The 23,622-nt window shown below is 65.0% G+C and carries 24 protein-coding genes; 16 read left to right on the top strand and 8 right to left on the bottom strand.

The window, feature by feature from the left end:
- Positions 1–10 precede the first annotated feature (10 nt).
- From NTM_RS06165 to NTM_RS06125, 9 genes are all read left to right on the top strand, one after another.
- Positions 11–1,642 carry a virulence factor Mce family protein gene (locus NTM_RS06165; protein ID WP_104864332.1) on the top strand — a complete coding sequence of 544 codons (1,632 nt, stop codon included), beginning with the start codon at positions 11–13 and terminating at the stop codon, positions 1,640–1,642.
- Positions 1,639–2,781, top strand: a complete 1,143-nt coding sequence (locus NTM_RS06160) for a virulence factor Mce family protein (protein WP_163765784.1) — start codon at positions 1,639–1,641, stop codon at positions 2,779–2,781. Before NTM_RS06165 ends, NTM_RS06160 begins: the two co-directional genes overlap by 4 nt.
- A gap of 3 nt (positions 2,782–2,784) precedes the next feature.
- A complete protein-coding gene (locus NTM_RS06155; protein WP_104864330.1) occupies positions 2,785–4,347 on the top strand; it encodes an MCE family protein in 1,563 nt (520 codons plus the stop codon).
- Positions 4,317–4,892 (top strand): Rv1363c family protein, encoded by a 576-nt coding sequence (locus NTM_RS06150; RefSeq protein WP_163765783.1) that lies wholly within the window; start codon positions 4,317–4,319, stop codon positions 4,890–4,892. The genes NTM_RS06155 and NTM_RS06150 overlap by 31 nt, the downstream gene beginning before the upstream one ends.
- Positions 4,889–5,866, top strand: a complete 978-nt coding sequence (locus tag NTM_RS06145) for an RDD family protein (RefSeq protein WP_163765782.1) — start codon at positions 4,889–4,891, stop codon at positions 5,864–5,866. Before NTM_RS06150 ends, NTM_RS06145 begins: the two co-directional genes overlap by 4 nt.
- Entirely contained in the window at positions 5,863–6,414 is a 552-nt protein-coding gene (locus NTM_RS06140; protein WP_104864327.1) for an Rv1363c family protein, read from the top strand. Before NTM_RS06145 ends, NTM_RS06140 begins: the two co-directional genes overlap by 4 nt.
- Positions 6,381–7,385, top strand: a complete 1,005-nt coding sequence (locus NTM_RS06135; RefSeq protein WP_163769391.1) for a mammalian cell entry protein — start codon at positions 6,381–6,383, stop codon at positions 7,383–7,385. Before NTM_RS06140 ends, NTM_RS06135 begins: the two co-directional genes overlap by 34 nt.
- Before the next feature lie 10 nt (positions 7,386–7,395).
- Positions 7,396–8,085, top strand: coding sequence for a YoaK family protein (locus NTM_RS06130; protein ID WP_163765781.1), 690 nt, complete (start codon positions 7,396–7,398; stop codon positions 8,083–8,085).
- 196 nt (positions 8,086–8,281) lie between these two features.
- Positions 8,282–9,925 (top strand): recombinase family protein, encoded by a 1,644-nt coding sequence (locus tag NTM_RS06125; protein ID WP_163765780.1) that lies wholly within the window; start codon positions 8,282–8,284, stop codon positions 9,923–9,925.
- A gap of 133 nt (positions 9,926–10,058) precedes the next feature.
- Here NTM_RS06125 and NTM_RS06120 read toward each other — a convergent pair whose 3' ends face one another.
- From NTM_RS06120 to NTM_RS06110, 3 genes are all read right to left on the bottom strand, one after another.
- Complete coding sequence (locus NTM_RS06120; protein ID WP_163765779.1) at positions 10,059–11,081, bottom strand: hypothetical protein; 1,023 nt, start codon at positions 11,079–11,081, stop codon at positions 10,059–10,061.
- Between the two features lie 92 nt (positions 11,082–11,173).
- Positions 11,174–12,064 (bottom strand): hypothetical protein, encoded by an 891-nt coding sequence (locus NTM_RS06115; RefSeq protein ID WP_163765778.1) that lies wholly within the window; start codon positions 12,062–12,064, stop codon positions 11,174–11,176.
- Positions 12,065–12,067: 3 nt separating this feature from the next.
- A complete protein-coding gene (locus NTM_RS06110; RefSeq protein ID WP_163765777.1) occupies positions 12,068–12,547 on the bottom strand; it encodes a hypothetical protein in 480 nt (159 codons plus the stop codon).
- A gap of 368 nt (positions 12,548–12,915) precedes the next feature.
- On the opposite strand from NTM_RS06110, the gene NTM_RS06105 reads away from it, so the two are divergent.
- The 3 genes from NTM_RS06105 to NTM_RS06095 are packed head-to-tail and all read left to right on the top strand — an operon-like array spanning position 12,916 to position 14,273.
- Positions 12,916–13,287: a P27 family phage terminase small subunit gene (locus NTM_RS06105; RefSeq protein ID WP_163765776.1), complete on the top strand. Its 372-nt coding sequence runs from the start codon at positions 12,916–12,918 to the stop codon at positions 13,285–13,287.
- Entirely contained in the window at positions 13,284–13,625 is a 342-nt protein-coding gene (locus NTM_RS06100) for a hypothetical protein (protein WP_163765775.1), read from the top strand. The genes NTM_RS06105 and NTM_RS06100 overlap by 4 nt, the downstream gene beginning before the upstream one ends.
- 42 nt (positions 13,626–13,667) lie before the next feature.
- Positions 13,668–14,273, top strand: coding sequence for a Panacea domain-containing protein (locus NTM_RS06095; RefSeq protein ID WP_163765774.1), 606 nt, complete (start codon positions 13,668–13,670; stop codon positions 14,271–14,273).
- 427 nt (positions 14,274–14,700) lie between these two features.
- Here the strand turns inward: NTM_RS06095 and NTM_RS06090 are convergent, their stop codons facing one another.
- Together NTM_RS06090 and NTM_RS06085 are read right to left on the bottom strand one after the other, a co-directional pair.
- A complete protein-coding gene (locus NTM_RS06090; protein WP_163765773.1) occupies positions 14,701–15,852 on the bottom strand; it encodes a hypothetical protein in 1,152 nt (383 codons plus the stop codon).
- A 349-nt stretch (positions 15,853–16,201) separates the two neighbouring features.
- Positions 16,202–17,293: a phosphodiester glycosidase family protein gene (locus tag NTM_RS06085; RefSeq protein ID WP_163765772.1), complete on the bottom strand. Its 1,092-nt coding sequence runs from the start codon at positions 17,291–17,293 to the stop codon at positions 16,202–16,204.
- Between the two features lie 177 nt (positions 17,294–17,470).
- Here NTM_RS06085 and NTM_RS06080 point away from each other — a divergent pair, with 177 nt between their 5' ends.
- Positions 17,471–17,917 (top strand): SRPBCC family protein, encoded by a 447-nt coding sequence (locus tag NTM_RS06080; RefSeq protein WP_163765771.1) that lies wholly within the window; start codon positions 17,471–17,473, stop codon positions 17,915–17,917.
- Between the two features lie 83 nt (positions 17,918–18,000).
- Here NTM_RS06080 and NTM_RS06075 read toward each other — a convergent pair whose 3' ends face one another.
- Both NTM_RS06075 and NTM_RS06070 read right to left on the bottom strand, forming a co-directional pair.
- Complete coding sequence (locus NTM_RS06075) at positions 18,001–19,320, bottom strand: PQQ-dependent sugar dehydrogenase (RefSeq protein ID WP_163765770.1); 1,320 nt, start codon at positions 19,318–19,320, stop codon at positions 18,001–18,003.
- A complete protein-coding gene (locus NTM_RS06070; protein ID WP_163765769.1) occupies positions 19,298–20,065 on the bottom strand; it encodes a pirin family protein in 768 nt (255 codons plus the stop codon). Before NTM_RS06070 ends, NTM_RS06075 begins: the two co-directional genes overlap by 23 nt.
- 96 nt (positions 20,066–20,161) lie before the next feature.
- On the opposite strand from NTM_RS06070, the gene NTM_RS06065 reads away from it, so the two are divergent.
- Positions 20,162–20,617 carry a MarR family winged helix-turn-helix transcriptional regulator gene (locus tag NTM_RS06065; RefSeq protein ID WP_104864321.1) on the top strand — a complete coding sequence of 152 codons (456 nt, stop codon included), beginning with the start codon at positions 20,162–20,164 and terminating at the stop codon, positions 20,615–20,617.
- A 5-nt stretch (positions 20,618–20,622) separates the two neighbouring features.
- Here NTM_RS06065 and NTM_RS06060 read toward each other — a convergent pair whose 3' ends face one another.
- Positions 20,623–21,645: a sigma-70 family RNA polymerase sigma factor gene (locus NTM_RS06060; RefSeq protein WP_104864465.1), complete on the bottom strand. Its 1,023-nt coding sequence runs from the start codon at positions 21,643–21,645 to the stop codon at positions 20,623–20,625.
- Between the two features lie 65 nt (positions 21,646–21,710).
- Here NTM_RS06060 and NTM_RS06055 point away from each other — a divergent pair, with 65 nt between their 5' ends.
- Complete coding sequence (locus NTM_RS06055) at positions 21,711–22,550, top strand: alpha/beta hydrolase (RefSeq protein ID WP_163765768.1); 840 nt, start codon at positions 21,711–21,713, stop codon at positions 22,548–22,550.
- Entirely contained in the window at positions 22,529–23,542 is a 1,014-nt protein-coding gene (locus NTM_RS06050) for an alpha/beta hydrolase (protein WP_179963894.1), read from the top strand. The genes NTM_RS06055 and NTM_RS06050 overlap by 22 nt, the downstream gene beginning before the upstream one ends.
- Positions 23,543–23,622 lie beyond the last annotated feature (80 nt).

The following is a 23,622-nucleotide window of genomic DNA, read 5'->3' as shown; positions in this document are numbered from 1 at the left end:
CCGAGAAACGATGTCGACTGTTTTCAACGTCCGAAACCTCAAGGGCGCCGGCCTCGGTCGCGGCCTGGTCATCGCCGGGGTGGTCATCCTGCTGGTGATCGCCGCGGTGTTCCTCGGCCAGAAGTTGTACAAGGCCGCGACCACCAAGACCGCGGTCGCCTACTTCACCCAGACGCTGGCGATCTACCCCGGCGACAAGGTCCAGATCATGGGCGTGCAGGTCGGTCAGATCGACAAGATCGAACCGGCCGGCGACAAGATGCGGGTGACCTTCCACTACGAGAGCAAGTACAAGGTCCCGGAGAACGCGACCGCGTCGATCCTGAACCCGAGCCTGGTCGCGTCGCGCACCATCCAGCTGTCCCCGCCCTACACCGGCGGGCCGGTGCTGGAGGACGGCGCCGTGCTGGACCTCGACCGCACCCAGGTGCCCGTCGAATACGACGATCTGCGCGATTCGATCAGCAGGCTGCTGCGCGATCTCGGCCCGACCCCGGAACAACCCAAGGGCCCGTTCGGTGACATCATCGAATCGGCGGCCGACGGGTTCGCCGGTAAGGGCAAGCAGTTCAACGAAACCCTGAACAACCTGTCGGAGGCGCTGTTCGCGCTCAACGAGGGCCGCGGCGACTTCTTCAGTGTGATCAAGAGCCTCGCGCTGTTCGTCAACGCGCTGCACGAGAGCGATCAGCAGTTCGTGTCGCTGAACAACAACCTCGCGCAATTCACCAACTCGTTCACCAACACCGACCGCGAAGTCGCCAACGCGGTGCAGGACCTCAACGAGTTGCTCACCACCACACGGGGTTTCATCGAGGAGAACGGTGAGGTCCTCACGCATGACGTGCAGAACCTGGCCGACGTCACCAACGCGCTGCTGCAGCCCGAACCGCTCGACGGTCTGGAGACCGCGCTGCACGCGTACCCGAACGTGGCGGCGAACCTGATGAACATCTCGTCGCCGAACGCCGGTGGCATCGTGTCGATGCCGGTGATCTCGAACTTCGCCAACCCGATGCAGTTCCTGTGCAGCGCGATCCAGGCGGGTAGCCGGCTCGGCTACCAGGAATCCGCGGAGCTGTGCGCGCAGTACCTCGGGCCGATCCTCGACTCGATCAAGTTCAACTACCTGCCGTTCGGCGCCAACCAGCTGCAGACGGCGATGACGCTGCCCAAGCAGATCGCCTACTCCGAGGAGCGGCTGCGGCCGCCTCCGGGCTACAAGGACACCACCGTGCCCGGCATCTTCTCCCGCGACACCCTGTGGTCGCACGGCAATCACGAGCCGGGCTGGATCGTCGCGCCCGGTATGCAGGGTGTCGAAGTGCAGCCGTTCACCCGGAACATGCTCACCCCGGAGTCGCTGGCCGAGCTGATGGGTGGACCCGACATCGTCCCGCCGCCCGCGCCGCCGGCATTCGGCACCACGCGCAACGGCAACCTGCCCGGCCCGCCGAACGCGTTCGACCAGAACAACCCGCTGCCACCGCCGTGGTACCCGCAGCCGGGGCCGCCGCCGGCGCCCGCGCCGGGTGTCATCCCCGGCAACCCGGCACCGGTCAGCGCACCGGCCGCGCAGGCTCCCGCTCCGGCGGCGCCGTCCGGTCCGCTGCTGCCCGCCGAGGCTGGAGGAACGCGATGAGCAGGCTCGGCATCCTCAAGCGCGCCGTCGCGCTCGGAGCCGCGGCACTGGTGCTGACGTCGTGCGGCGGGTGGAAGGGCATCGCGAACGTGCCGCTGCCCGGCGGACCCGGCAGCGGTTCGGGGACCACCACGATCTACGTCCAGATGCCGGACACCCTGGCGCTGAACGTGAACAGCCGGGTCCGGGTGGCCGACGTCTACGTCGGCCGGGTGCGCGCCATCGAGCTGCGCAACTGGGTCGCGACGCTGACCATCGACCTGGAGCCGAACGTCCAGCTGCCGGTCAACACGCTGGCCAAGATCGGGCAGACCAGCCTGCTCGGCTCGCAGCACGTGCAGCTCGACATGCCGCCGGACCCGTCGCCGGACAAGCTCAAGGACGGCGACACCATCCCGCTGCAGAACGCGTCGGCGTTCCCGACCACCGAACGCGTGCTGGCCAGCATCGCCGGGATCCTGACCGGCGGCGGGGTGTCGAACCTCGAGACGATCCAGACCGAGATCTTCAACGTGCTCAACGGGCGCGCGGACCAGATCAGGGACTTCCTGGGCCAGCTCAACACGTTCACCGCGGAGCTGAACCAGCAGCGCGAGGACATCACCCGCGCCATCGACTCGACCAACCGGCTGCTGTCGGTCGTGGCGCAGCGCAACGAGACGCTGGACGCGGTGCTCACCGAGTTCCCGCCGCTGATCGAGCACTTCGCCGAGACGCGCGACCTGTTCGGCGACGCGATCGAGTCGCTGGGCCGGATCAGCGCCGCCGCCGAGGACGCCCTCGAACCGTCCTCCGACGACATCCGGACCAACCTGGCCAACCTGCAGCGTCCGCTTCGCGAGCTGGGCAAGTCGGGTCCGTACCTGCTCGGCGCGCTGAAGATCTTCCTGACCGCGCCGTACAGCATCGAGAACGTGCCGAAGGCGATCCGCGGCGACTACATCAACGCGTCGCTGACGGTGGACCTGACGCTGTCGGCCATCGACAACGGGTTCTTCTCCGGGACCGGTATCTCGGGCATGCTGCGCGCGCTGGAACAGGCGTGGGGCCGCGACCCGAACACGATGATCCCGGACGTGCGGTTCACGCCGAACCCGAACTCGGCGCCCAACGGTCCTCTCATCGAGAGGAGTGAGTGAGCGATGCTGACCCGCTTCGTCAAGATCCAGCTGATCATCTTCACGATCCTGACCGTCGTCGCGCTGGGCGTGCTCGGCCTGTACTACCTGCGGCTGCCCACGCTCGCCGGGGTCGGGGAGTACAAGCTCTACGCCGAACTGGAGCGCTCCGGTGGGCTGTACGCGACCGGCAACGTCACCTACCGCGGCATCCAGATCGGCAAGGTCACCGAGGTCGAGCCGACCGAGTCCGGCGCCAAGGTGACGATGAGCATCGGCAACGAGTACAAGATCCCGGTCGACGTGTCCGCGAACGTGCACTCGGTGTCGGCGATCGGTGAGCAGTATCTGGACCTGGTGTCCGAGACCGGCACCGACCAGTATCTGAGCGCCGGCCAGACGATCACGAAGAGCACGGTGCCCGCCGAGGTCGGTCCGGTGATCGACGCGGCGAACGACGGACTGGCGGTGCTGCCGAAGGAGAAGATCGACGCGCTGCTGACCGAGACGGCCACCGCGGTCGGCGGGCTCGGCCCGTCGCTGCAGCGCCTGGTCGACTCGACGACGAACCTCGCCGAGGGCTTCCGCGACAACCTGCCGCAGGTCAACGACATCATCGCCAACTCGGCGCCGATCCTGGAGAGCCAGGTGACGTCCGGGGACGCGATCGAGCAGTGGTCGCGCAACCTGAACACCATCGCGTCGCAGACCGCCGAACAGGATGCCGCGCTGCGCAGCGGCATCTCGCAGGCCGCGCCGACGCTGGATCAGGTCAACAACGTGTTCAGCGATGTGCAGGAGGCGTTGCCGCAGACGCTGGCGAACCTGGCCGTCGTCAACGACATGCTCAAGCGCTACAACAAGGGCATCGAGCAGACGCTGGTGATCTACCCGCAGGGTGCGTCGCTGCTGCAGATGGGTTCGATCTTCGAAGACGGCGGTCTGCTGCACTTCGGTCTGTCGATCAACCAGCCGCCGCCGTGCATGACCGGCTTCCTGCCGGCCTCGGAGTGGCGTTCGCCGGCCGACACCAGCACCGCGCCGTTGCCGTCGGGCATGTACTGCAAGATCCCGAAGGACTACCAGGGCAACTCGGTGCGCGGCGCGCGTAACTACCCGTGTGCGGACGTGCCGGGCAAGCGTGCGGCGTCGCCGAAGGAGTGCCGCAGCGACGAGCCGTACGTCCCGTTGGGCACCAACCCGTGGTACGGCGACCCGAACCAGATCGTGGCCTGCCCCGCGCCCGGTGCGCGCTGTGATCAGCGGGTGGCTCCCGGGCAGGTGGTCCCGGCGCCGTCGGTGAACAACGGCCGCAACCCGCTGCCCGCCGACGAACTGCCGCCGCCGGCCTCGCTGGCGCCGGTCAGCGACCCGTTGAGCCCTCCGGGCTCGGGTACCGTCAGGTGCAGTGGGCAGCAGCCCAACCCGTGCACCTACACTCCGGCGCAAGGACCTCCCGGCACCACCGCGGGGTACAGCCCCTCCAGCGGTGAGGTGGTGGGACCTGACGGCGTCAGGTACAACGTGACCAACTCGACCAACCCAGGAGACGACGGATGGAAGGAGATGCTGGCACCGGCCAGCTGATCCCCGACCCCGAAACTGGCACGGTCACGCCGGATACCCGCAGGCCGTCAAGGCTGGGCACCGGCTGGGTCGCGACGATCTGCGCGGTACTGCTGCTTCTCTCCGGTGGGGCCATCGCCGCCGGTGTGCTGTCGCTACGCGCCAACGAGCGTGCCGCCGACATCGCCCGCTCCGACGAGGCGGCGCTGCAGGCAGCCAAGGAATGCGTCGCGGCCACCCAGGCGCCGGACACCGCGGCGATGACCGCGGCGCAGACCAAGATCCTGGAATGTTCCACGGGTGAGTTCGGGGTGCAGGCGGGGCTGTACAGCAGCGTCATCGCCGAGGCGTACCAGGCGGCGAACGCCTCGGTCGCGGTCGACGACCTGCGCGCGGCCGTCGAGCGGCACAACGAGGACGGCACGGTGAACGTGCTCGTGGCGGTGCGGGTCAGGATCACCAATGCCGAGGCCGCCGATCAGCAGGTCGGGTACCGGCTGCGCGCGACGATGGCGTTCGACGAAGGCCAGTACCGCATCTCCCGACTCGACCAGGTCAACTCGTGACGGCGGTGTTGAACACGTCTGAGGTCTTGCCCGATCAGTCCGCGGAGGCGCCGTTGGCCTCGTGGCCGGCGCGGGCCGGTGCGCTGGCCGTCGACATACTGCCGGGGCTCGGCGTGCTGGCGGTCAGTGTGCTGTTGGCGCTGACGGCACCGTTCGACAGCGTGGCCCGATGGGTGTTCACCGCGGTGGCCGCGGTGGTGTTCGTGCTGATGGTGGCCAACCGCGTGGTGATGCCGGCGGTGAAGGGGTGGACGCTGGGCCGGGCGCTGTTCGGGATCGAGGTCCGGCGCGCCGACGGTGGCCGGCCCGGGCTCGGGCGGCTGGCCGTGCGCGAGCTCGCGCACCTACTGGACACCTTCGGGCTGTTCGTCGGGTGGTTGTGGCCGCTGTGGGACCGGCGCCGTCGCACGTTCGCCGACATGCTGGCGGGCACGCAGGTGTACCGAGTTACGCCCCCGTCGCCCGAGATGCGCAGGATCGTCGGGATGGCGCTGGCGGGCACGGCCGCGGCGGCGGTGCTCGTCGTGGCGGTGGGCTACGCGTGGGTGTACGGACCGGCCCGGGCCTTGGACAACGCGCGCCAGCAGGTCGCCGCGCAGGGACCCCGCATGGTCGAGCAGATGCTGAGCTTCCGCGCCGACAACATGGACGAAGACTTCGCCAGGGCACGGGAGCTGACCACCGAGGGATATCGGGACCAGCTGGTCAAGCAGCAGGACTCGGTGCGCGAGGCCGGGCCGACCAACAACGAGTACTGGGCCGTCAACAGCGCGGTGCTCACCGATCCGCCCGTGACCGAGAACCGGGTGTCGATGCTGTTGGCGATGCAGGGCCAGCGCGGCACCAACGCCGAGGACATGAAGTTCATCACCGCGACCGTGCAGGTGGAGTTCGAGAAATCCGACGACGGGCAGTGGCGCGTCGGCAATCTGACCGTGCTGAAGAAGCCGATGATGAACACGGCGGGCCAATGAGCCCGGTACGCAAGTTCTCCGAGTCTGGGGCCGACTACTTCGAGCCGACCCCGAAAAAGCCTGTGCGCTGGGGACTTCCGCTGGTATCGGTGCTGACGGCGCTGGTGATCGTCGCGGCGATCACCGCGGCGGCGTTCATGTTGGTGCGCCAGCTCGACGACCGTCGGCAGGCGGTCAACGAAGCCGCGGCGCTGGGGTACACGCGCGAGTTCATGGTGATGTACACCAGCTTGGATCCGTATAACGCCAACGCCTATACCGATCGCGTCAAAGCGGAGGCCACCGGGGAGTTCGAGAAGAACTTCGGTGAGCGGCTCAACGAGATCCTGGTCCAGGTCGCGCGTGCGGAGCCGAGCACCGGTGAGGTGCTGGCCGCGGGCGTGCAGCGCTGGAACGACGACGGTAGCGCCGAGGTGTTGATCGCGACGAAGGTGACGTCCAAGACCCCGGACGGGAAAGCGACGATCGAGAGCGGAAGCCGTTGGCTCGCAACGACGATCAAGGAAGGACCGCAGTGGAAGATCAGCAACCTGGTTCAGGTGATCTGACCTCCGACGCTCCTGCCGCGCGAGCTCGCCGAGGGTTGTTCCGGAGACGTCCGAAGGGTGAAGTCTCGCCACCCGCGGTGCTTGACGACGCGGTGTCTTCCGAGCCCACGGAGTCGGCGAGTTCCGAGGCGCCGAAGGCGCCGATGGGTAAGGCGGCGCGCAAGGTGCGGTCTGCGGGGGAGCCTTCGGAGTCTGTCGTCGCTGAGGTAGAGGAAACTGAGCCGGCTGACGAGTCATCGCTGCCGGACGAAACCGCCGGTGTGCGTGAGCCTGCGGCTGAGCCCACTGCGGAGACGGCGGTCGATCCGGAAGGCGAAGCCGAGCGTGGCGAGGAAGCCGACCCGGCAACAGAGGCACAGTCTGAGCCTGCTTCAGAGACGGACGAAACAGCAGAGGTGGCCGCGGGACCGGAGGCGGAGCCCGTCGTCCTGGTGCCGCACCGCCCGGCGAGTCGCCGTGCACTGATCGCGACGGCCGTCGCATCAGTGGTGTTCGTCGGCTCGGCAGGGTTCGCCGCGGCGATGGCTCAGCCATATCTGTCCGAACGCGCGCTCGTGCAAACGAAACTGAACATCGCGCGCACCGCGACCGACGCGATCACCACGCTGTGGACCTACACGCCCGACGACATGGTGACGCTCGCCGACCGCGCGTCGGTGTTCCTCTACGGGGGCTTCGCGGACGAGTACCGTCGCTACATCGACGCGATCGTCGAACCCAACAAGCAGGCACAGGTCACCAACACCACGCAGGTGATGGGGGCAGCGGTGGAATCGGTGTCGCCGCCGGGGATTCCGAACGAGGCCACCGCGATCGTTTACACCAACTCGGTGGCGACCAGTCCGGTGACCAAGAACATTCCATCGTTGCGATACCTGTCGTACCGGCTGACGATGAAGCGGGATGGGAGTGACTGGCGCATCACCCGGATGTCGACCATCACGTCGTTCGACCTGACTCCGCAGTTATAGGACCGCGGCCGTGGCCTTCCCCTCGCCGGTTTCGCGCCGACAGACGGTCACCGCCTTGCTGTTGCTCACATTCACGACGGGATTGATCGACGCGGTCAGCGTGCTCGTCCTCGGCCACGTGTTCGTCGCGAACATGACGGGAAACGTTGTGTTCCTCGGCTTTTGGTTCGTGCCGCATTCCGGGGTGGACCTGACGGCGGCAGTGGTGGCGTTCGCGGGGTTCGTCTTCGGGACGATCATCGGTGGGCGGCTGGCGCGGCATCTCGACCACAATGTGAGGTTATGGCTGACGACGGCGTTCGGGCTCGAAGTCGTCGCACTCCTGGTGCTGGCCGTGGTGGCGGGCTTGGGTGTGGTGGATTACCACGACGATTCGAAGTTGATGCTGATCGCTGGTCTCGCAGTGACATTCGGCAGCCAGAACGCGACGGCACGGCAGTTCGGGATTCAGGAGTTGTCGACGACGGTGCTGACGTCCACGATCGTCGGGCTGGGTTTCGACAGCAGACTGGCCGGTGGAACCGGGGAGGGGGAGAAGCTGCGCTACGGCGTGGTGGCGACAATGCTGGCCGGAGCCGCGGTGGGGGCGACGCTGACGCTGTTCACAGTCGCGCCGATCATCGCGTTGGCGGCAGCGATAGTCGCCACTGCCACCGCGATCTTCGCGTTCGGCCCGAGCGTGGAGAAGGCGGCTGGCTAGGCCCAGCGAGCGCGCGGGTCTGCACGGCGACACTCCGTGTCGGCTCGTGCAAGACCGCGCACTCGTGGCGGGGCGAAGGCCCGGAGGGAGCCTGCGTAAATGCAAGACTCGGCCGAGGACCCAATGCGTTTCGAGGGCGCCGCGACGCGGAGCCGAATGTCAACTGTCGAGTAGCCCAAAGTGTAGCTTTACAACCATGCCGAGAGCGCTAATCGTCACCCGGTTATCCCGGGTCACCGACGCTACAACCTCACCCGAGCGACAGTTGGCGAAGTGCCGGGAACTCTGCGAACAGCGCGGCTACGAGGTTGTCGGCATCGCAGAGGGCTTAGACGTGTCAGCGGGAGTAACCACGCCGTTCAACCGCCCACAGCTCGGGGATTGGCTGACCAACCGACTCGGTGAGTTCGACGTTTTGGTGTTCTACCGGATGGACCGCATAGTCCGGAGGCTGTTGGACCTGGCAGACCTCATCCGTTGGTGCCAAAACCACTCCGTCGCAATCGTTTCCGCTACAGAGCAGTTCCTAGACCTCACCGCACCGTTCGGTGACATCATCGCGCTACTCGTCGCCAAGGTAGCCGAAATGGAATTGCAGGCGATTTCAGATAGAAACGCCTCGGCAGCTCAGCACAACATCCGGGCTGGCAAGTACACCGGAGGCCCGACGCCGTGGGGCTATCTGCCCGCTAAGGACGATGCAGACACGTGGCGGCTCGTCCAAGATGCCGAGCAAGTCGCGGTCATAAGAGAAGTCGCCAGCCGCGCACTCGACGGCGAACCACTGCGCGCCATCGCGCACGATCTGACTGCCCGCGGCATCCCGACTCCGAAGGATCGACTGGCCCAACACCAACGTAGAAAGGTCAACGGTTACGCGTGGCACTCGGGACCGCTGAAACGCTCGCTGACGAGCCCGACTCTGCTCGGGCAGGTTGTTGCACGGGAACCGTTGGTAGACGCTCAGGGACGCCCCCAGCGCGACAGTAAAGGCAGGAAGCAGTACGGCCCGGAGTACATCGTCCGAGGCGACGACGGCACACCCGTGGTACGGGCGGAGCCGATCTTGACCCGGGAAATATTCGAGCGGCTCGGTAAGGAACTGTCCGCCCGAGAGAACCGGAAGGAACCCACCAAGCGCAGTACCGGGCTGCTGCTTCAGGTGATTCACTGCGGCAGGTGTGGCCGACCTGCCTACCGACTCAAGGGTGGGAAGGGTAGGAATCCCCGTTACCGTTGTGCGTCAGCGCAATACAAAGAGCCGTGCGGCAACAGGTCGATACCGCTGGACTACGCAGACGAGTCGGTCGAACGCATTCTGTTGGCGATGCTCGAAGCGTCTGAACGTAAAGAGCGCGTATGGGATTCGGGGTCGGATAACTCGGCGGAGCTCGAACAGGTAAACGTGACGTTGGTCGATCTAACTGGCCTACTTGGTACTGGCCCGTACGGCGCCGGTACGCCGCAGCGGGTGGCGCTGAATAAGCGCATCGCAGACCTCGCCGCAAGGCAGGCTCAGCTCTCCGCTGAGGCGGTCAAACCCGCCGGGTGGACTTGGGAGTCCACTGGGGAGAAGTTCGGCGACTGGTGGACACGTCAGGACGTGACAGCGCGCAATGTCTGGCTCCGCTCGATGGGCGTGCGACTCGAATACGAGTACACCGAGGGGCACCCGGACCCCGCTATCCGCCTGGACCTCGGAGACCTCCACCAACTCACAGAGCAGATGGACGCCGCAGGCCCGGTAGCCGGATGGCTAGACGTCCTCGCCACGATGAAAGAACGAGGTATCCGGGGAGTCGAACTCGGGTCTGATGAGCCCAAGATCGTGCGCGAGTAGTTCGAGTTCCCACCGCACGATGTCATCCAATACCGGGTCTAATTCATCGTCCATATTCAATTTGTCGGTGCCGGGCTGCAATCGGTTCCATTGAGTCCGAGTCCGCACCCGAAATCTCCGCATGGTCACACGACTAATCCTCAGCTTGGATGATGGCGTTGATAGTCTCCGACAGCCGGGTCACTGCCGGAAATCCGAACGCAGAACTGAATACCTTATCTGCAAAGTATTCGATTCCCAAACCGATTAGCCTTTCCGCCTGGTCTGCTGGAATGCTCAGATTTGGAGGATCGACCGCCGGTGGAGGGGGGAAGTTGTGCAGCTCGTAGAGCCGCATTCCGTTGTCGTGAAATTGCACTCCAACGCCGCCGAAATATGCGCGAGCACCGTCCTTTTCGTCGCAGACGTACCTTAAATCCAAACCGAGCCCCTTGCATATTTCGATAAATAGCAGATGGATATCTATCCACGACTCCACAGCATTGCCGTCGGCGTCGGTCATTGCCTGCATGAACCCGTAGCCTGCCTCCAGTAGCGCTAGGGCTCGCAATGGCCGCACGACCTGATCCGAATTGCCATCTACCGGTGAGACAAGGAACACCTCGTTAAAACTGGACGAGTTCAAGGATGCCCGAGTTTCATCGGACAAAAATATGTTCGAGTCGAATACTTCATCTGCGCTCGGTGGAGAATGACTGACGCGATCATGAATTACCAGGTTGACATGCGTGAGCCCAGAGGCGTAGTCGGTGATGTGTCCATTCTTTCTGTCGATGCGTTTGGCGATCAGACTCGGAAGTGATGGAATTTTGGTAACTTCCATCATTACCACCGGAAATTCTCCGGTTACATTGCCGTCCTTGTCGAGGAATTTAGCCGGACCAGTTTTCAGTACCTCGACGTCATCTCTATGTCGATGCGGTTTCCCGTCCCACAACTCCTGGAGGTAGCCATCGAGATTTGTGAGGCGCGCGTCAGATTCGTTCGCGTATATCTCGGTGATCTCAACACCGAAGGGTTTGGCGCTGCCTCCGTAGGCGAGCTCAAAGTCGGGTCGCTCGCGCTGTTTCACGATGGCGAACTTCCCGACGTCGTACACCGTGCGGAGCACCGCCAGTTCCACGTCCCGGGCTGTGTAGCTGCGCCGTTCAGTCACGTTGGAAATGATTGCACCACTCACCGACGCAACTGAGCATGTCTGCGTCGCTCTATCTCACAGGCGTCCCCGTGAACGGACCTGTTCGGGGGTCAGTCCCAGCCGGTAACAAGCACCTCGCCCGCGAGGCGGCGAGCATCTCCGATCACCCGGTGAAGTGCCTCCATAGCCATGAAGAGGGGGGCTTCGTTCCCGACCTGGCCCGCCATGATGACGGTGTTCCGATATTGAATCTCACCCTCGGGACCGCGCATCGCTTCAGCATTCACACGATCAAGGGCATCATGAAGCCGGTCATTATTGGTCAGCATGTGAGCGCCAGCGATCTCGACAGATAGATCGTCCATTAATGCGCCGAGGCGCTTGCTGACTGGTCTGAGAGCGTCAGCCCGCTCTTGTCGTTGGGACATAGCGACCACCCTGCTTCCAGTTTCGACCAAAGTCGCAAGCTCGTGCGTGTAAGCGGTGGCGGCGCGAGAAACGCGAATCAAGGCGAGCTTAAATTCCTGCTCTCGCAGGTGAATTCGTTGAATGCGGGCTATCTCGCGTTGTTGCTCCATCTCGATGCCGTGCCGTTCGTTCGCTGCGTCAAGCTCTTTCTGAGTTCGCTGCTCCGCGGCCTGCACCTCTTGAATCGTGCGATCCTTGGCAGCTTTAAGCTCGTCGCCAAAACGCTTCGCGGCCTCGGCCGCGTCGGCCTTCGCCTGCTGGCGTATGACAACCGACTGCCACAACGCGACCGCAACGGCCCCGAACGAGGCCACCCCCGAGAACCATTCGGCTTTAGATCCGATCTCCCATCCGCTGAATATGAGCAGCCAGCTTGCAAACCCGCCCGACGTCAACCCCAGGGCGATCCATCCCGTGTCTCGAAGCGTCCACGGTCGCCGTTGCGAAGCTGACGGCACGACGGTCTGCGGAGGCGTAATGCCTCTAGCTTCTTCCGGGGTTGCTGATACTTCGCCATCTTCGTTCGGTGTCAAGTTTCAGTCCTCTGTTTTGGAAACCAACTTGCGAGACTTCGCGGTGGCCTCACCGCCTTCCCTGCCTTCTAGGGCCTCGGTCAGAAAGCCTTCCCGCCTGGCCCGCATGATGTGGCCCTTGACTGTCGGCAACTTGGCGTCGAGCGCGCTGGCTAACGCAAGAGACACGCTTCGCCCTCGCGGCAGAAGTTCCTCGTACGCGATCGCGAGCCGCGCGAGGTAGTCATCGGTGACACGCCCGTGCCCCTCGTTGTACGCGGCGACCATTGCACGCACCGATTGTGGAACATCGCGGATGACCGGGCCGCGCGTGCGGAGGTTTTCACGCCGGTAGTAGTCGAGGATTTGTCTGGTCGCTTCTCGGATCTCGTCGTAGGTCAGCTCCGCGCCCTCTCCCACCGCGCGAATGGCAATCTCCACGAGTCGACCATCTTCGACGCCGCGAAGGATCTCGTACGGCTCGTTGAACTTCTCGTACTCCATGCACCTACCGTATCACATTCATATGGTTAACAACCATATGAACTGTATGCGACGGTTGTACGGTCAGAGATGGCGACAACTGAAAACTGACAGGCAAGATTCGGGCTAGGCGGGCACTGCCTGCCCTCTCCGCTGTTGGCGTGGTGTCCGGTGGGGACTGCCCCGCTTCGCCGTCGCCCGGCTGCAACTGCCTCGCCCGTGGGTACACACCCCCGCCTACCCCAGGGGGTATACCCCTGCCCGGGGGAGCAAGACCGGTCCGTAATGCGGGTCCGAGATCGGATGCGATTCGCATTCGCCATTTTCACAGCCAGCGCGGCCTGGCGTGTCCGCGACGAAATATCAAACCCAATCAGAAGGATTCGAGAATGACAGACAAGCCGACTATGCCGAAAGGGCAGTTCGGAACCGAGGGCAAGAGGCTCTGGAAAGACCTCACAGAGGTATTCAACTTCACCGATGAGCCCGCGAAGCTGCGCGTTTTGTTCGACGCATGCAAGCTAGCCGACGCAATCAAGCGGATGGACGACGAGGCAGCTGACGCGCCTCTCGTAGTCGAAGGCTCCAAGTTCCAGCCGGTGATCCACCCGTGCATCTCGCAGGCGAACTCGGCACGGGCTCTGATGGCCACGCTGCTGACGAAACTCGGTCTACTGGACGCAGATCACGAGGTGGCCGAGAAGAAGGCCAAGCGAAGGGAATCAGCCACTAGGGCTGCTCAGGCTCGGTGGAATCTATGACGTCGCGGTGGAACGAAGGCCCGAAGCTGACGACCGCCGAGGAACTAGCTCAGCGCGTCCTCGAACGGCTGTTGAATCTAGGTCCGTACTTATACGAGGACTCCGAGATGTCCGGGCTCAAGACCTACATGTCGGAGATGATTGCGTGGATCTCGGAGATGATTGCGTGGATCGCCTCCGAGGTCGGGAGCGTCGACACCACGCTCACGCTCGGTGTTATGGCCGAGATCGGCGTGACGATCGGCCCGTGGTACCAGCACGTCCTCTCGCAACCCTCCCCGAAGGGCCATCGCGAGGTCACATCGAGCGCGCCTGGAACAGCTGTCAGTGGCTCGTAGTTACACTTATGTCATGGCGCGAAGTGTCTCGGGGGTGATGGTGTGAGCGCTCGTCCGGTCGACGCCGCCCGGTGGTTAATCGCCGCAGCCAGAGATGCCGGTCGGACTCTTACCAACTTCCAGGTACAGAAGTTGCTGTTTTACGCCCACGGTGAGTATCTCAGCAAATATGGAAAGCCGCTGTTCACGGATGGTTTTCAGGCATGGGATCACGGCCCCGTCTGCCCACCTGTTTACCGAGCTTTCAGCGACTTCGGCGCGGAGCCAATCGTCAACATCCCTACTGACCGCGAACGACTGGCGGCAAAGATGTCTGCGGCCGACCTCGCAGTGTTGGAGCAGGCGTGGTCAGACTATGGCGATTGGTCCGTCTCCGAGTTGTGGGATGACGTCCACCGACCGGAAAGCCCCTGGGAGCGGGTGTACGTGCCCGGCGTGGACAACACCGCGATCGACGACGAGTCCATTAGGGAGTACTTCACCGACTTACAGACGCCAAAGCTACGTCGTTCGATGAACCGCTTACGTAAGCGCCGCGACGAGCGTGGGGATGTCCCCGGCGGGACGACGGGTGACGCCGGACTTGCTGAAGAGATCGAAGCGTGGAGCGAACTCCGCGCCGCCGGGACCAGCGGCCTACTGCGATAGCGCGTATTAGTGGCACTGAGTTCGATCCAGTACAGAGGCGTGTACAAGGTTCAAGATTCCGACCTGCGGTTACACCCTGACCCCGATGGTCGCCAGTCGACACCGAAAGCCCGGTTCTTCGTCGTGCTGAGCAATCGGGCTGTATGTCAGAGCGCGAAATGGCGTACGTCGTGGGGTGTCCGACTTCGACTGATCCGAACCTCGTGACGGACTTCTGCGTTGACGCACCGCGCGGGAGCGGGAACCTGCCGCAGGACTGTTGGATAAGGGTTCCTGCAGTACAACCTCTGGACAAATCTGTGCTCTTCCGAGGCGACTTCCTCGGAGAACTCAAGGGTGAGCCGCGTCTGCGCCTAGAGGAAAGAATCGCCGAAATGATGGGATTGTTGTGATGGCTGCTCCGCGCGGGTAACCGCACCGCGCCTAACTACTCGTCCATGGAGTCGCGTAAGACCAGGATGTCACGCTTACGGTATTCACGATGAACTACGTCAATATTATCGCCAAATACGTCACTTCTATCAAAATAGATTCGCACTAATACAAGCTTGCGTACCTTCTTTTCATTGGGGTTAGCAATTTTCACAATCGAGTAGGCTCGCCAAGAGGCAAGCTCAATGACGATATCCCCTAAAGCTAGCTTGGCGAACTTCTTATGCTTAATTTTTAGACGTTTATCCTTCGCATGGAAGTCATGAGCTAGGAACTTTAAGAATAGGTAGATACGAATACGACGGATCCCGCGACCGAATCGGTGATACTTGCCCGGCATGGTCGCCGCGATTAACAAAAATAGTAAGCTCGGGACAAGTACGCACAACGACACGCTCCACCAGAGCCTGTGTAGCGCAGTAATTTCTAGGGTAAGAAACGTCGGCCAACTCGTAAGAATGATGAATGTGCCAGCGCAGAACGCAACATAAAAGCCTGTCAACGCGGACAGCGCTTCGACGGATTTGTGGCGTGGATCCCGCACCTGCGCCCAATCGGCATCCGTCTTTACGAAGAACATAAAGCCGAATGTCTTTACGGTCAATATCCACATGGCCAGTATAAATGCGAGGCCGCCGCCGATTCCCGCAACTAACTGCGCCGCTAATGCGGCCGAAGAAGATATTTCCGCGGGTTCAACCCGCATCGCGTCTACATATCTAATGAATACAAAGCATGTATTCATTAGCAGGGCACTTGTGGCAAACATGGTCATCCCAGTGAGCATTGTGCCGAGTTGGGTCAATTGTTTATTGGGCGATTCCTCGCTAATTGTGTGTTGGGTGAGCATCCATCCAAGGCCGCCAATTAGAAGTGTGGCGCCAACGGCTAGCATTCCAGCGGCGGGCATGAACTGCACCCAGGCGGAATAGCAATATAGTTCAGGATCCCGCACTCGCGAGGGAGGCTTGGCTGCTGCGACCGATCCGAATAGGTACGCGTCGATTCCAAGCACAACGACGCCGGTGGCTAATAAGGCCAGCGTATGAGAAACACTGTTGGGTGGAAGCTTCTCCTTCATCAAGAGCGTCGTGGTTGCTACCACCAAAAAGCCAGCCAGGACCCCCGCAAGTTGCCCGTTGGTCACTGCGCCATCGAAAACCCCCCATGGCTGTGATGGCGATCGGCAACCCTCATCAAGTACGGAAGCGTATATAGCCAGCATGAGTCCCCCCAAGACGATGCGACCCGGCCATATAACCGCTAGGCCGCGGCATCGGTGGCCATTTCCTCGAAACCGTATTGCGGGAGACACAAGAGGTGTGGGTGTAAAGATTAACTGTCGAGTACGCAGCCGGCACCATCGCGGGAGCGACGAATGCGCGGTTCGCAGTGCTGTCACGCGTCCCTCACCGCCCCACGAGCGCGCACAAGTGCACGAAAAGCCCGGCGCGCCAACGTACAGACACGCGCGCTCGCGGTGCCCGACGTGACCCCTAGTTGAACGCGAGCCAGGCCGGTTGGGCGCGCTCGCGCGAATCGCACAGCACCGCCATCGTGTCGCAGGAGCCGCGCGGCGATCCGGCGCCGGCCCACATGCCGCCGGTGTCGCGGCGCAGCACGATCGCCGACGAGCCGCCGCCGTCGAGCAGCACCGCGGTGTCACTTCCCAAGCCGCGGAACAGATCCTGGATCTGGTCGGGGGTGTAGCTCCCACCCTGGAACACGTACATCTCGTCGCGGTCCTTGGCGTACGCGAGCGCGGTGCGCGCGGCGCTGGGGCCGGGATCGTTGAGCTGGCCGGTCTCCCCGGGCGCGAGTAACCCGATGCCCGCCACCGCAACGAACCGCGTGCCCGCATCGATCAGCCGGGTCACCACCGGGGTGGCCGCGTCGTAGTCGTCGTCGTTGCGCGGTGGTACCACGAAGGGCGCACCCGCAACCGGCAGGATCATTGTCGACAGCGCCATCCAGTGCTCGTTGCCGCCGGAGAGACCCTGCTTACCCGCATAGGCGAGCGTGCCCGTCACCTTCGTGTTGGTGCGGCCCAGGTTTCGGGTGTTGTCGACGTACGCCCCGAGCGGTGAGCTGCAGCCTGTCGTCTTCCAGGACCCGCCCTTCTGGCCGCGCACGTCGAAGAAGTTGGCGTTGATCGCGATCGTCGGTTGGCCGAGCGCCTGCCACGCCTCGATCGGGGAGTAGATCTCCGACGCCTGCCACAGCCCCTCTCCGGTCCGGGCCCGCGGATCCCGTTCGCAGCGCGCCTGATACCCGGTATGCGAATCGGCGAGCAGTCGCGGCGCGAGCCGCTGCGAGGCCGACTTGATGATCATCAGCCGTCCGCCGTTGTTCATCTCGTACCAGTTGCCCGCGGCGTTGAGCATCGGCGCCGGGAACCCGCCGCCGAAGTTGTAGACCAGATACGAGCCACGAGTGTTCGCGATCGCCGCGGCCAACAGCTCCCGCGCACTGGCGGCGTGCGCCTGCGGGGCACCGGCCGTGGCGAGCACGGCGGCACACATCGTCGCGGCGGCGAGCACTCGGGCGGTGGCCAGGAGGTGCCGGATGTTTGCGGTCGGAGTCGTCACCGGCGGCTCCTATCGGGACTACGGATCAGGCGTAATAACAATAATCCCAGCAGAACCACTGTCAACTTTCGTCACAGAGGCATCACAGGATGATTCCGAGCAGGTCGCCGTCGCCTTTGCTGTCAGGCACAACGCCTGATCCGGGTGGGCGATCGGCGCAACGGGTATCCGGAAGACATGTCCGCCGTCTCCCGAACCTTCACCGTCGAATTGGCGCCTGCGCTGACGCTGGACTACCTCAAAGACTTCCGCCACACCGAGCAGTGGGATCCCGGCACCCGCAGTTGTGATCGCATCGACGCCGGCCCCATCGCCGAGGGCGCCTACTGGCACAACGTGTGCAAGCTGCTGGGTTTGACGGTGGAGCTCACGTTCCGGCTCGACGACGTCACCGATCGCCGGCTGGTGTTCGTCGGCGAGAACCAGTCCGCGCGGATCACCGACACCATCACGGTCGAACCCAAACGCGCTGGGTCGACGATCACCTACCGATCTGATCTCGAAACCTATGGCACCGCAAGGATTTTCCGCCCGCTGATAACGCTGGTGCTGCAGAAACGGGCCGCCGACATCGAGCGGCGGATGTCGTCGGTCCTGAACAGGCTCGCGACGGTCGACAAATAGCGCGAGCGTGCGTGAAGGCGCGCAATTGTCCGGCGTGTCGGCCGCAGACACGCACGCTCGCGGGGAGTAGAGGGGCGCGGTGGCTAACCCGGCGTCAACCGGTAGATCGCGTCGGCGGCGTCGTCGGTGATATAGACCGCGCCGTCGGGCCCGACGACCGCGGCCACCGGCCGGCCCCAGCGGGAGCCGTCCTCGGCCTGGAAGCCGCCGACGAGGGTCTGCTGATCGCCGAGCCCACCGTCGCGCCACGGATAGAACGACACCTCGGGGGCGCGCGGTGGCTGCCGGTTCCACGACCCGTGCACGCCGACGAGCGCACCCCGCGCGAACGGCTCGGGCAACTCGCCGTCGGTGAAGCTCAGGCCCAGGGGCGCCGAATGCGCCCCCATGCTCTGCTCGACCGCCGGCAGCGCATCACAGTCGAGCTGCGCGCCGTCGGGGTTGGTCTGGACGTCGCGGACGAACGGCAGGTCGGCCGGTCCGCCGACGTTGTTGCAGTACGGCCAGCCGAGCTCGCGGCCTGGGGTGAGCTTGGCGACCTGCTCGGGCGGGTTGTCGCCGACGTAGTCGGGCAGCACCTTGCCGTAGGACGGCCCTGGTTCAGGGAACGCGACGTTGTCACGCCCGTTGTTGGCGATCCAGACCGCGCCGTCGGGGGCGACGGCCAGCCCGGTGCCGTTGCGGACGCCGGTCGCGAACGGCTCGGCGGGCCCGCCGCCGGGCGGCACCCGCATGATGGTCGCCCGTGGCGGCGTCGCGGTCCGGTCGCCTGCGGAAATGTTTCCCGTGGAACCAATGGAGAAGTACACCGCGCCGTCGGGTCCGACGGCGACGCTCTTGAGCACGTGGGAGTACGCGCCCCGCAGATCCGGGCTGCGGTCATCGGGCAGCCCGCCGGCGACCACGCGCGCGCTCCTCGCCGCACCGTCGGCATAGTCGTAGGCGTTGACCTGGTCGCTTTCGGCGACGTACAGCGTGGCGCCGTCGAAGGCCAGCCCGTGCGGTTCGTCGAGATCGTCGAGCAGCACGGACTCCTCGGGCGCGTCGTCACCGCGCGGCACGTACCGCAGTACGTGGCCGGTGCTGGGCACCGAGACCAGCAGTGTCCCGTCGGGTGCCCAGGCCATCAGGCGCGGCCGCGACGTGCGCGCCCACACCGACATCGTCCAGCCGTCGGGGACCACGGCTTCGCGGGGTTCGTCGAACGGCGCCTCGGTCAGGCCGTCGCGGACCTCGACGGCGACGGACCCGAATCCGGCGGCCGGGGTGGCGGCCGTCGTCTCCGGGGTGGCCGGTGGCGGTGTCGTGGTCTCGGCTGTCTGCGGGGACTCCGCGCATCCGGCCAGCACCGCCGACGCCGCGAGCAGGGCGCCGATTCGTCTATGCGGCACCGAGTCTCGCATGCATCTCCCAGACCAGGATTTCGGCGGGTTCGGTGGCGGTGACGCGCTGGCCGCCGGATGCGGTGAACCGGACCGCGTCGCCTTCGAGCAGCTCGCCGGCGCCTTCGAGGGCGACGGCGCCGCGCGGCACGAACAGATGCAGGTACGGGGCGTCGGGAAGCTCGACGCTCTGGCCGGGTTCGAGCCGGGCGCCGTGCAGCGCGGCGTACCGGTTGCGGATCGAGATCGCCGTCGCGTCGCTGTGCTCAGGCATCCCCGAGGCGATGGTCACCAGGTCGCCACGCAGCAGTTCGTCGTCGATCTCCAGCTGCTGATAGCCCGGCGTGATGCCGGATTCGTCGGGGACCACCCACATCTGCACGAAATGCACTGGCTCGCTGTGGGATTGTTCGCCGGTCAGGGTCCAGGAGTCGTTCTTCTCGGAGTGCAGGATCCCGCGCCCGGCCGACATTCGCTGGGCCAGGCCCGGGTAGATGACCCCCGAATGGCCCGTCGAGTCCTGGTGCACCAGGGAACCGCGCAGCACCCAGGTCACGATCTCCATGTCGCGATGCGGGTGGGTGTCAAATCCGGTGCCGGGTTTGACGATGTCGTCGTTGTTGACCAGTAACAGCCCGTGGTGGGTGTTGCCGGGGTCGTAGTGGTCGCCGAACGAGAACGAGTGCTTGGAGTCCAGCCAATCGATCCGGGTGCTGGCACGGTCGCCGGCGCGCCGGATGTCGACAGTGCTGCGGGTGCTGGTCATGACGAATCCCTTCGGAGTCCCTGACAGCCTAGGTGGCTGCCCTGCGCCCGACAACATTCATGACGTGTCATATATTCCAGGGTTACGCTGGGTGGAATGGAGTGGCTCACTGACGAGCAGCAGCAGATCTGGCGCGACTACCTGGCACTGACCAGCCGGCTGCACACCGCGATGCATCGTCAGCTACAGCAGGACTGCGAACTGTCGTTGTCCGACTACGACGTGCTGGTGGCGCTGTCCGAACACGGCCCGATGCGTATCAACGAACTCGGTGAGCTGATCGGATGGGAGCAGAGCCGGCTGTCGCATCAGCTGCGCCGGATGCGCGGGCGCGGCCTGGTCGAGCGCGAGAGCGACGGCGACGACCGGCGCGGTGCGAGCGTGACGCTCACCGACGCCGGGATGGCGGCGCTGCACACCGCCGCGCCCGGGCACGTGGACCTGGTCCGGTCCGTGGTGTTCGACGGGCTCACCCCGGCCGAGCAGCGCGAGTTCGGTGCCGCGCTCGCCACGGTGCTCTCCCGGCTGCGCGCCTCCCGCCCGGGGACCTGACGAGCTCAGAGCGCTTCGGGCAGGCCGAACTTCGCGAACAGGGAGACGTCCATGAACGCGACCACGTGTGCGACGCCCGCGGTGGTCATGTCGAGCACGTGCAGCTGAAAGGCCTCGTGCACATCGGTCTGCGGGTTGCGCATGTACATCGCCGCGACCGGCTGCCGATTCGCCGTGGTGGTCAGGAAGCGCATGTCGCCGGCCTTCTCGGCGGGGCAGTGGTTCTTCGACAGCGCGATGATGTCGGCGGGGCCGGAGTACCAGCCGTCGAACGGCGGCATCTCCCAGACCGCGTCGGCGGTGAACAACTCGACGAGCCGGTCCATGTCGTAGGACTCGAACGCCGCCATGTACTTCGCGAGGGTGGCCGCGGCCTCCGGTGACTCCGGGACGACGGGCTGGTCGTCGCGCGACGGGGACACCTCGTCGAGCTGAGCGCGAGCCCTCTGCAGCAGGCTGTTGACCGCCGCCGTCGATACGCCGATGGCCTCGCCGACCTCGGCGGCCTTCCACTGCAGCACCTCCCGCAACACCAGCACCGCGCGCTGGCGCGGCGGCAGGTGCTGCAGTGCGGCGATGAACGCCAGCCGCACCGATTCGCGGGACTCCGCGATCACCGACGGGTCGGCGGGGTCCTCGTGCGGGGCATCGGGGATGGGCTCGAGCCAGGCGATCTCATGGCGCTCGGTCAGATCCGCATACGGATCGGCGGCGGGCCCGCCGAGACCCGACGGCAGCGGTCGGCGTTTGCGGCCGTCGAGCGCCGTCAGACACGTGTTCGTCGCGATCCGGTACAGCCACGTCCGGACCGAGGATTTGCCTTCGAAGTTGTCGTACGACTTCCAGGCCCGTAGATAGGTTTCCTGGACGAGATCTTCCGCATCGTGCAGCGAGCCGGTCATCCGGTAGCAGTGCGCCAGCAGTTCTCGCCGGTATTTCTGTGCATCGGCGAGAAAAGCGTCGCGGGCACCGCCCTCGTCGAGAGCCAAGACGGTCACGAAATGCAGCCTACGCACCGGCTGTGACAAGTTCATCGGTCTGCGCAAGCTCCGTGCAAAGCGGGTCGACAGCCCGGCCCGATAGTCTCCCTGGCATGGCCGTGACCCACACCGAACGCAGTTTCGACGGCATCGGCGGTGTCCGGATCGTGTACGACGTCTGGACCCCCGACAGCCCGCCCGCCGGCGTCGTCGTGCTGGCCCACGGATACGCCGAACACGCCCGCCGTTACGACCACGTCGCGGCGCGGTTCGCCGAGGCCGGCCTGGTCACCTACGCGCTCGACCACCGCGGGCACGGGCGCTCGGGCGGCAAGCAGGTCTACGTGCGCGACATCAGCGAGTACGCCGAGGACTTCCACACTCTCGTCGGCATCGCCCGCTCCGAGCACCCCGGCCTCAAACTCGTCGTGGTGGGCCACAGCATGGGCGGCGGCATCGTGTTCACCTATGGCGTCGAACATCCCGACGACTACGACGCGATGGTGCTCTCGGGCCCCGCGGTCGCCGCCCACGCGTCGGTGCCGCCGGTCAAGCGCGCGCTGGCCAAGGTCCTCGGCCGGATCGCCCCGGGCCTGCCGGCGGAGAACCTGCCCGCCGACGCGGTGTCGCGCGATCCGCAGGTGGTGACCGCCTACGAGAACGATCCGCTGGTCTACCACGGCAAGCTGCCGGCCGGCGTGGGTCGCGCGCTGATCACCGTCGGCGAGACGATGCCCCAGCGCGCCGCCGCGATCACCGCGCCGCTGCTGGTGGTGCACGGCGACAAGGACCGGCTGATCCCGGTCGAGGGCAGCCGGCGACTGGTGGAGTGTGTCGGGTCCACCGACGTGCACCTGAAGGAGTATCCCGGCCTCTTCCATGAGGTCTTCAACGAACCGGAGAAGGACCTGGTGCTCGACGACGTGACCGCATGGATCGAGTCGAAACTGTGAGAAGAATTGCCGCTGTAGCGCTTTCGCTGACGTTGTTGGTGGCCGGGTGCTCGAAGGGGGACGACGCCGCCGGGCAGGGCTGGGTCGACGAGGAGGTGACGTTCGAGGCCGACGGTCTGACGTTGCACGGCACCTACCACTTCCGCGACGACGGTCAGACCGCGCCCGCGGCGCTGCTGATCTCCGAGAGCGGCGGCACCGACCGCAACGGGGACAACGTCGTCGCCGGACCGATCGGCAACATGCGCCAGATCGCCGATCTGCTCTCCGAGCGCGGTATCGCCACCCTGCGCTATGACAAGGTGGGCACCGGCCGCACCGGGCTCGGCCCGTTCAAGGACACCCCGAACGACGTCGTCAGCGCGGTCTACACCTCCGGAGCCAGGTCCGCGGTGCGCTTCCTGGCCGAACAGCCCGCCACCGACGCCGATCGCATCTCGGTCTACGCCCTCGGCGAGGGCACCGTGCACGCGATGGCGCTGGCCGGTGACACCGGCGACGGGGCGCCGAAGGTGCACTCGCTCGGGCTGTTCCAGCCGCTGCCCGGCCGGTACCTCGACATCATCACCAACCGGGTGACCGCCGACGGGTCGCCGGAGACCGTCGAGAAGTGGCGGCGCGCGGTCGAGGAAATCCGTACCAAGGGAACCGTTCCGGCCGATCTGCCCGACGGGCTGAGCGCGATCGTCAACCCCGGCAACGTCACCGCCGTGGTCGAAGCCGACAAGGTCGACCCGGTCGAACTGGCCGCGGCGATCCCCGACGGCACCCCGGTGTTGCTGACCTGTTCGGACGCCGACAGCCAGGCGCGCTGCGACACGATGACGCCGCTCGTCGACGCGTTGGAGCACACCGACCTGACGGTCGTGGAACTCACCGGCGTCAACCATGTGCTGCGCGACGACCCGACCGACAACATCGCCAACTACGCCAAGCAGGAGCCGCTGTCCGATCAGCTGGTGACCGCGGTGGACGGGTTCGCCGGCAAGTGAGCCAGGGGATGAATTCGGCTGTGGGGATGACGGATACGTACGCGGCGGTGCGGCGTCACACCCTGGGCCTAGCGTCGCCG

Source organism: Mycolicibacterium parafortuitum, from assembly GCF_010725485.1.
GTDB lineage: Bacteria > Actinomycetota > Actinomycetes > Mycobacteriales > Mycobacteriaceae > Mycobacterium.
The sequence above is the reverse complement of the archived record's forward strand: the minus strand, read 5'-3'. Positions and strand labels throughout refer to the sequence as shown.

Coding starts and splice junctions, on each gene's coding strand:
- NTM_RS06165 (WP_104864332.1), top strand. CDS start 11: ATGTCGACTGTTTTCAACGTCCGAAACCTCAAGGGCGCCGGCCTCGGT.
- NTM_RS06160 (WP_163765784.1), top strand. CDS start 1,639: ATGAGCAGGCTCGGCATCCTCAAGCGCGCCGTCGCGCTCGGAGCCGCG.
- NTM_RS06155 (WP_104864330.1), top strand. CDS start 2,785: ATGCTGACCCGCTTCGTCAAGATCCAGCTGATCATCTTCACGATCCTG.
- NTM_RS06150 (WP_163765783.1), top strand. CDS start 4,317: ATGGAAGGAGATGCTGGCACCGGCCAGCTGATCCCCGACCCCGAAACT.
- NTM_RS06140 (WP_104864327.1), top strand. CDS start 5,863: ATGAGCCCGGTACGCAAGTTCTCCGAGTCTGGGGCCGACTACTTCGAG.
- NTM_RS06125 (WP_163765780.1), top strand. CDS start 8,282: ATGCCGAGAGCGCTAATCGTCACCCGGTTATCCCGGGTCACCGACGCT.
- NTM_RS06110 (WP_163765777.1), bottom strand. CDS start 12,547: ATGGAGTACGAGAAGTTCAACGAGCCGTACGAGATCCTTCGCGGCGTC.
- NTM_RS06105 (WP_163765776.1), top strand. CDS start 12,916: ATGACAGACAAGCCGACTATGCCGAAAGGGCAGTTCGGAACCGAGGGC.
- NTM_RS06100 (WP_163765775.1), top strand. CDS start 13,284: ATGACGTCGCGGTGGAACGAAGGCCCGAAGCTGACGACCGCCGAGGAA.
- NTM_RS06080 (WP_163765771.1), top strand. CDS start 17,471: ATGTCCGCCGTCTCCCGAACCTTCACCGTCGAATTGGCGCCTGCGCTG.
- NTM_RS06075 (WP_163765770.1), bottom strand. CDS start 19,320: ATGCGAGACTCGGTGCCGCATAGACGAATCGGCGCCCTGCTCGCGGCG.
- NTM_RS06070 (WP_163765769.1), bottom strand. CDS start 20,065: ATGACCAGCACCCGCAGCACTGTCGACATCCGGCGCGCCGGCGACCGT.
- NTM_RS06065 (WP_104864321.1), top strand. CDS start 20,162: ATGGAGTGGCTCACTGACGAGCAGCAGCAGATCTGGCGCGACTACCTG.
- NTM_RS06055 (WP_163765768.1), top strand. CDS start 21,711: ATGGCCGTGACCCACACCGAACGCAGTTTCGACGGCATCGGCGGTGTC.
- NTM_RS06050 (WP_179963894.1), top strand. CDS start 22,529: ATGGATCGAGTCGAAACTGTGAGAAGAATTGCCGCTGTAGCGCTTTCG.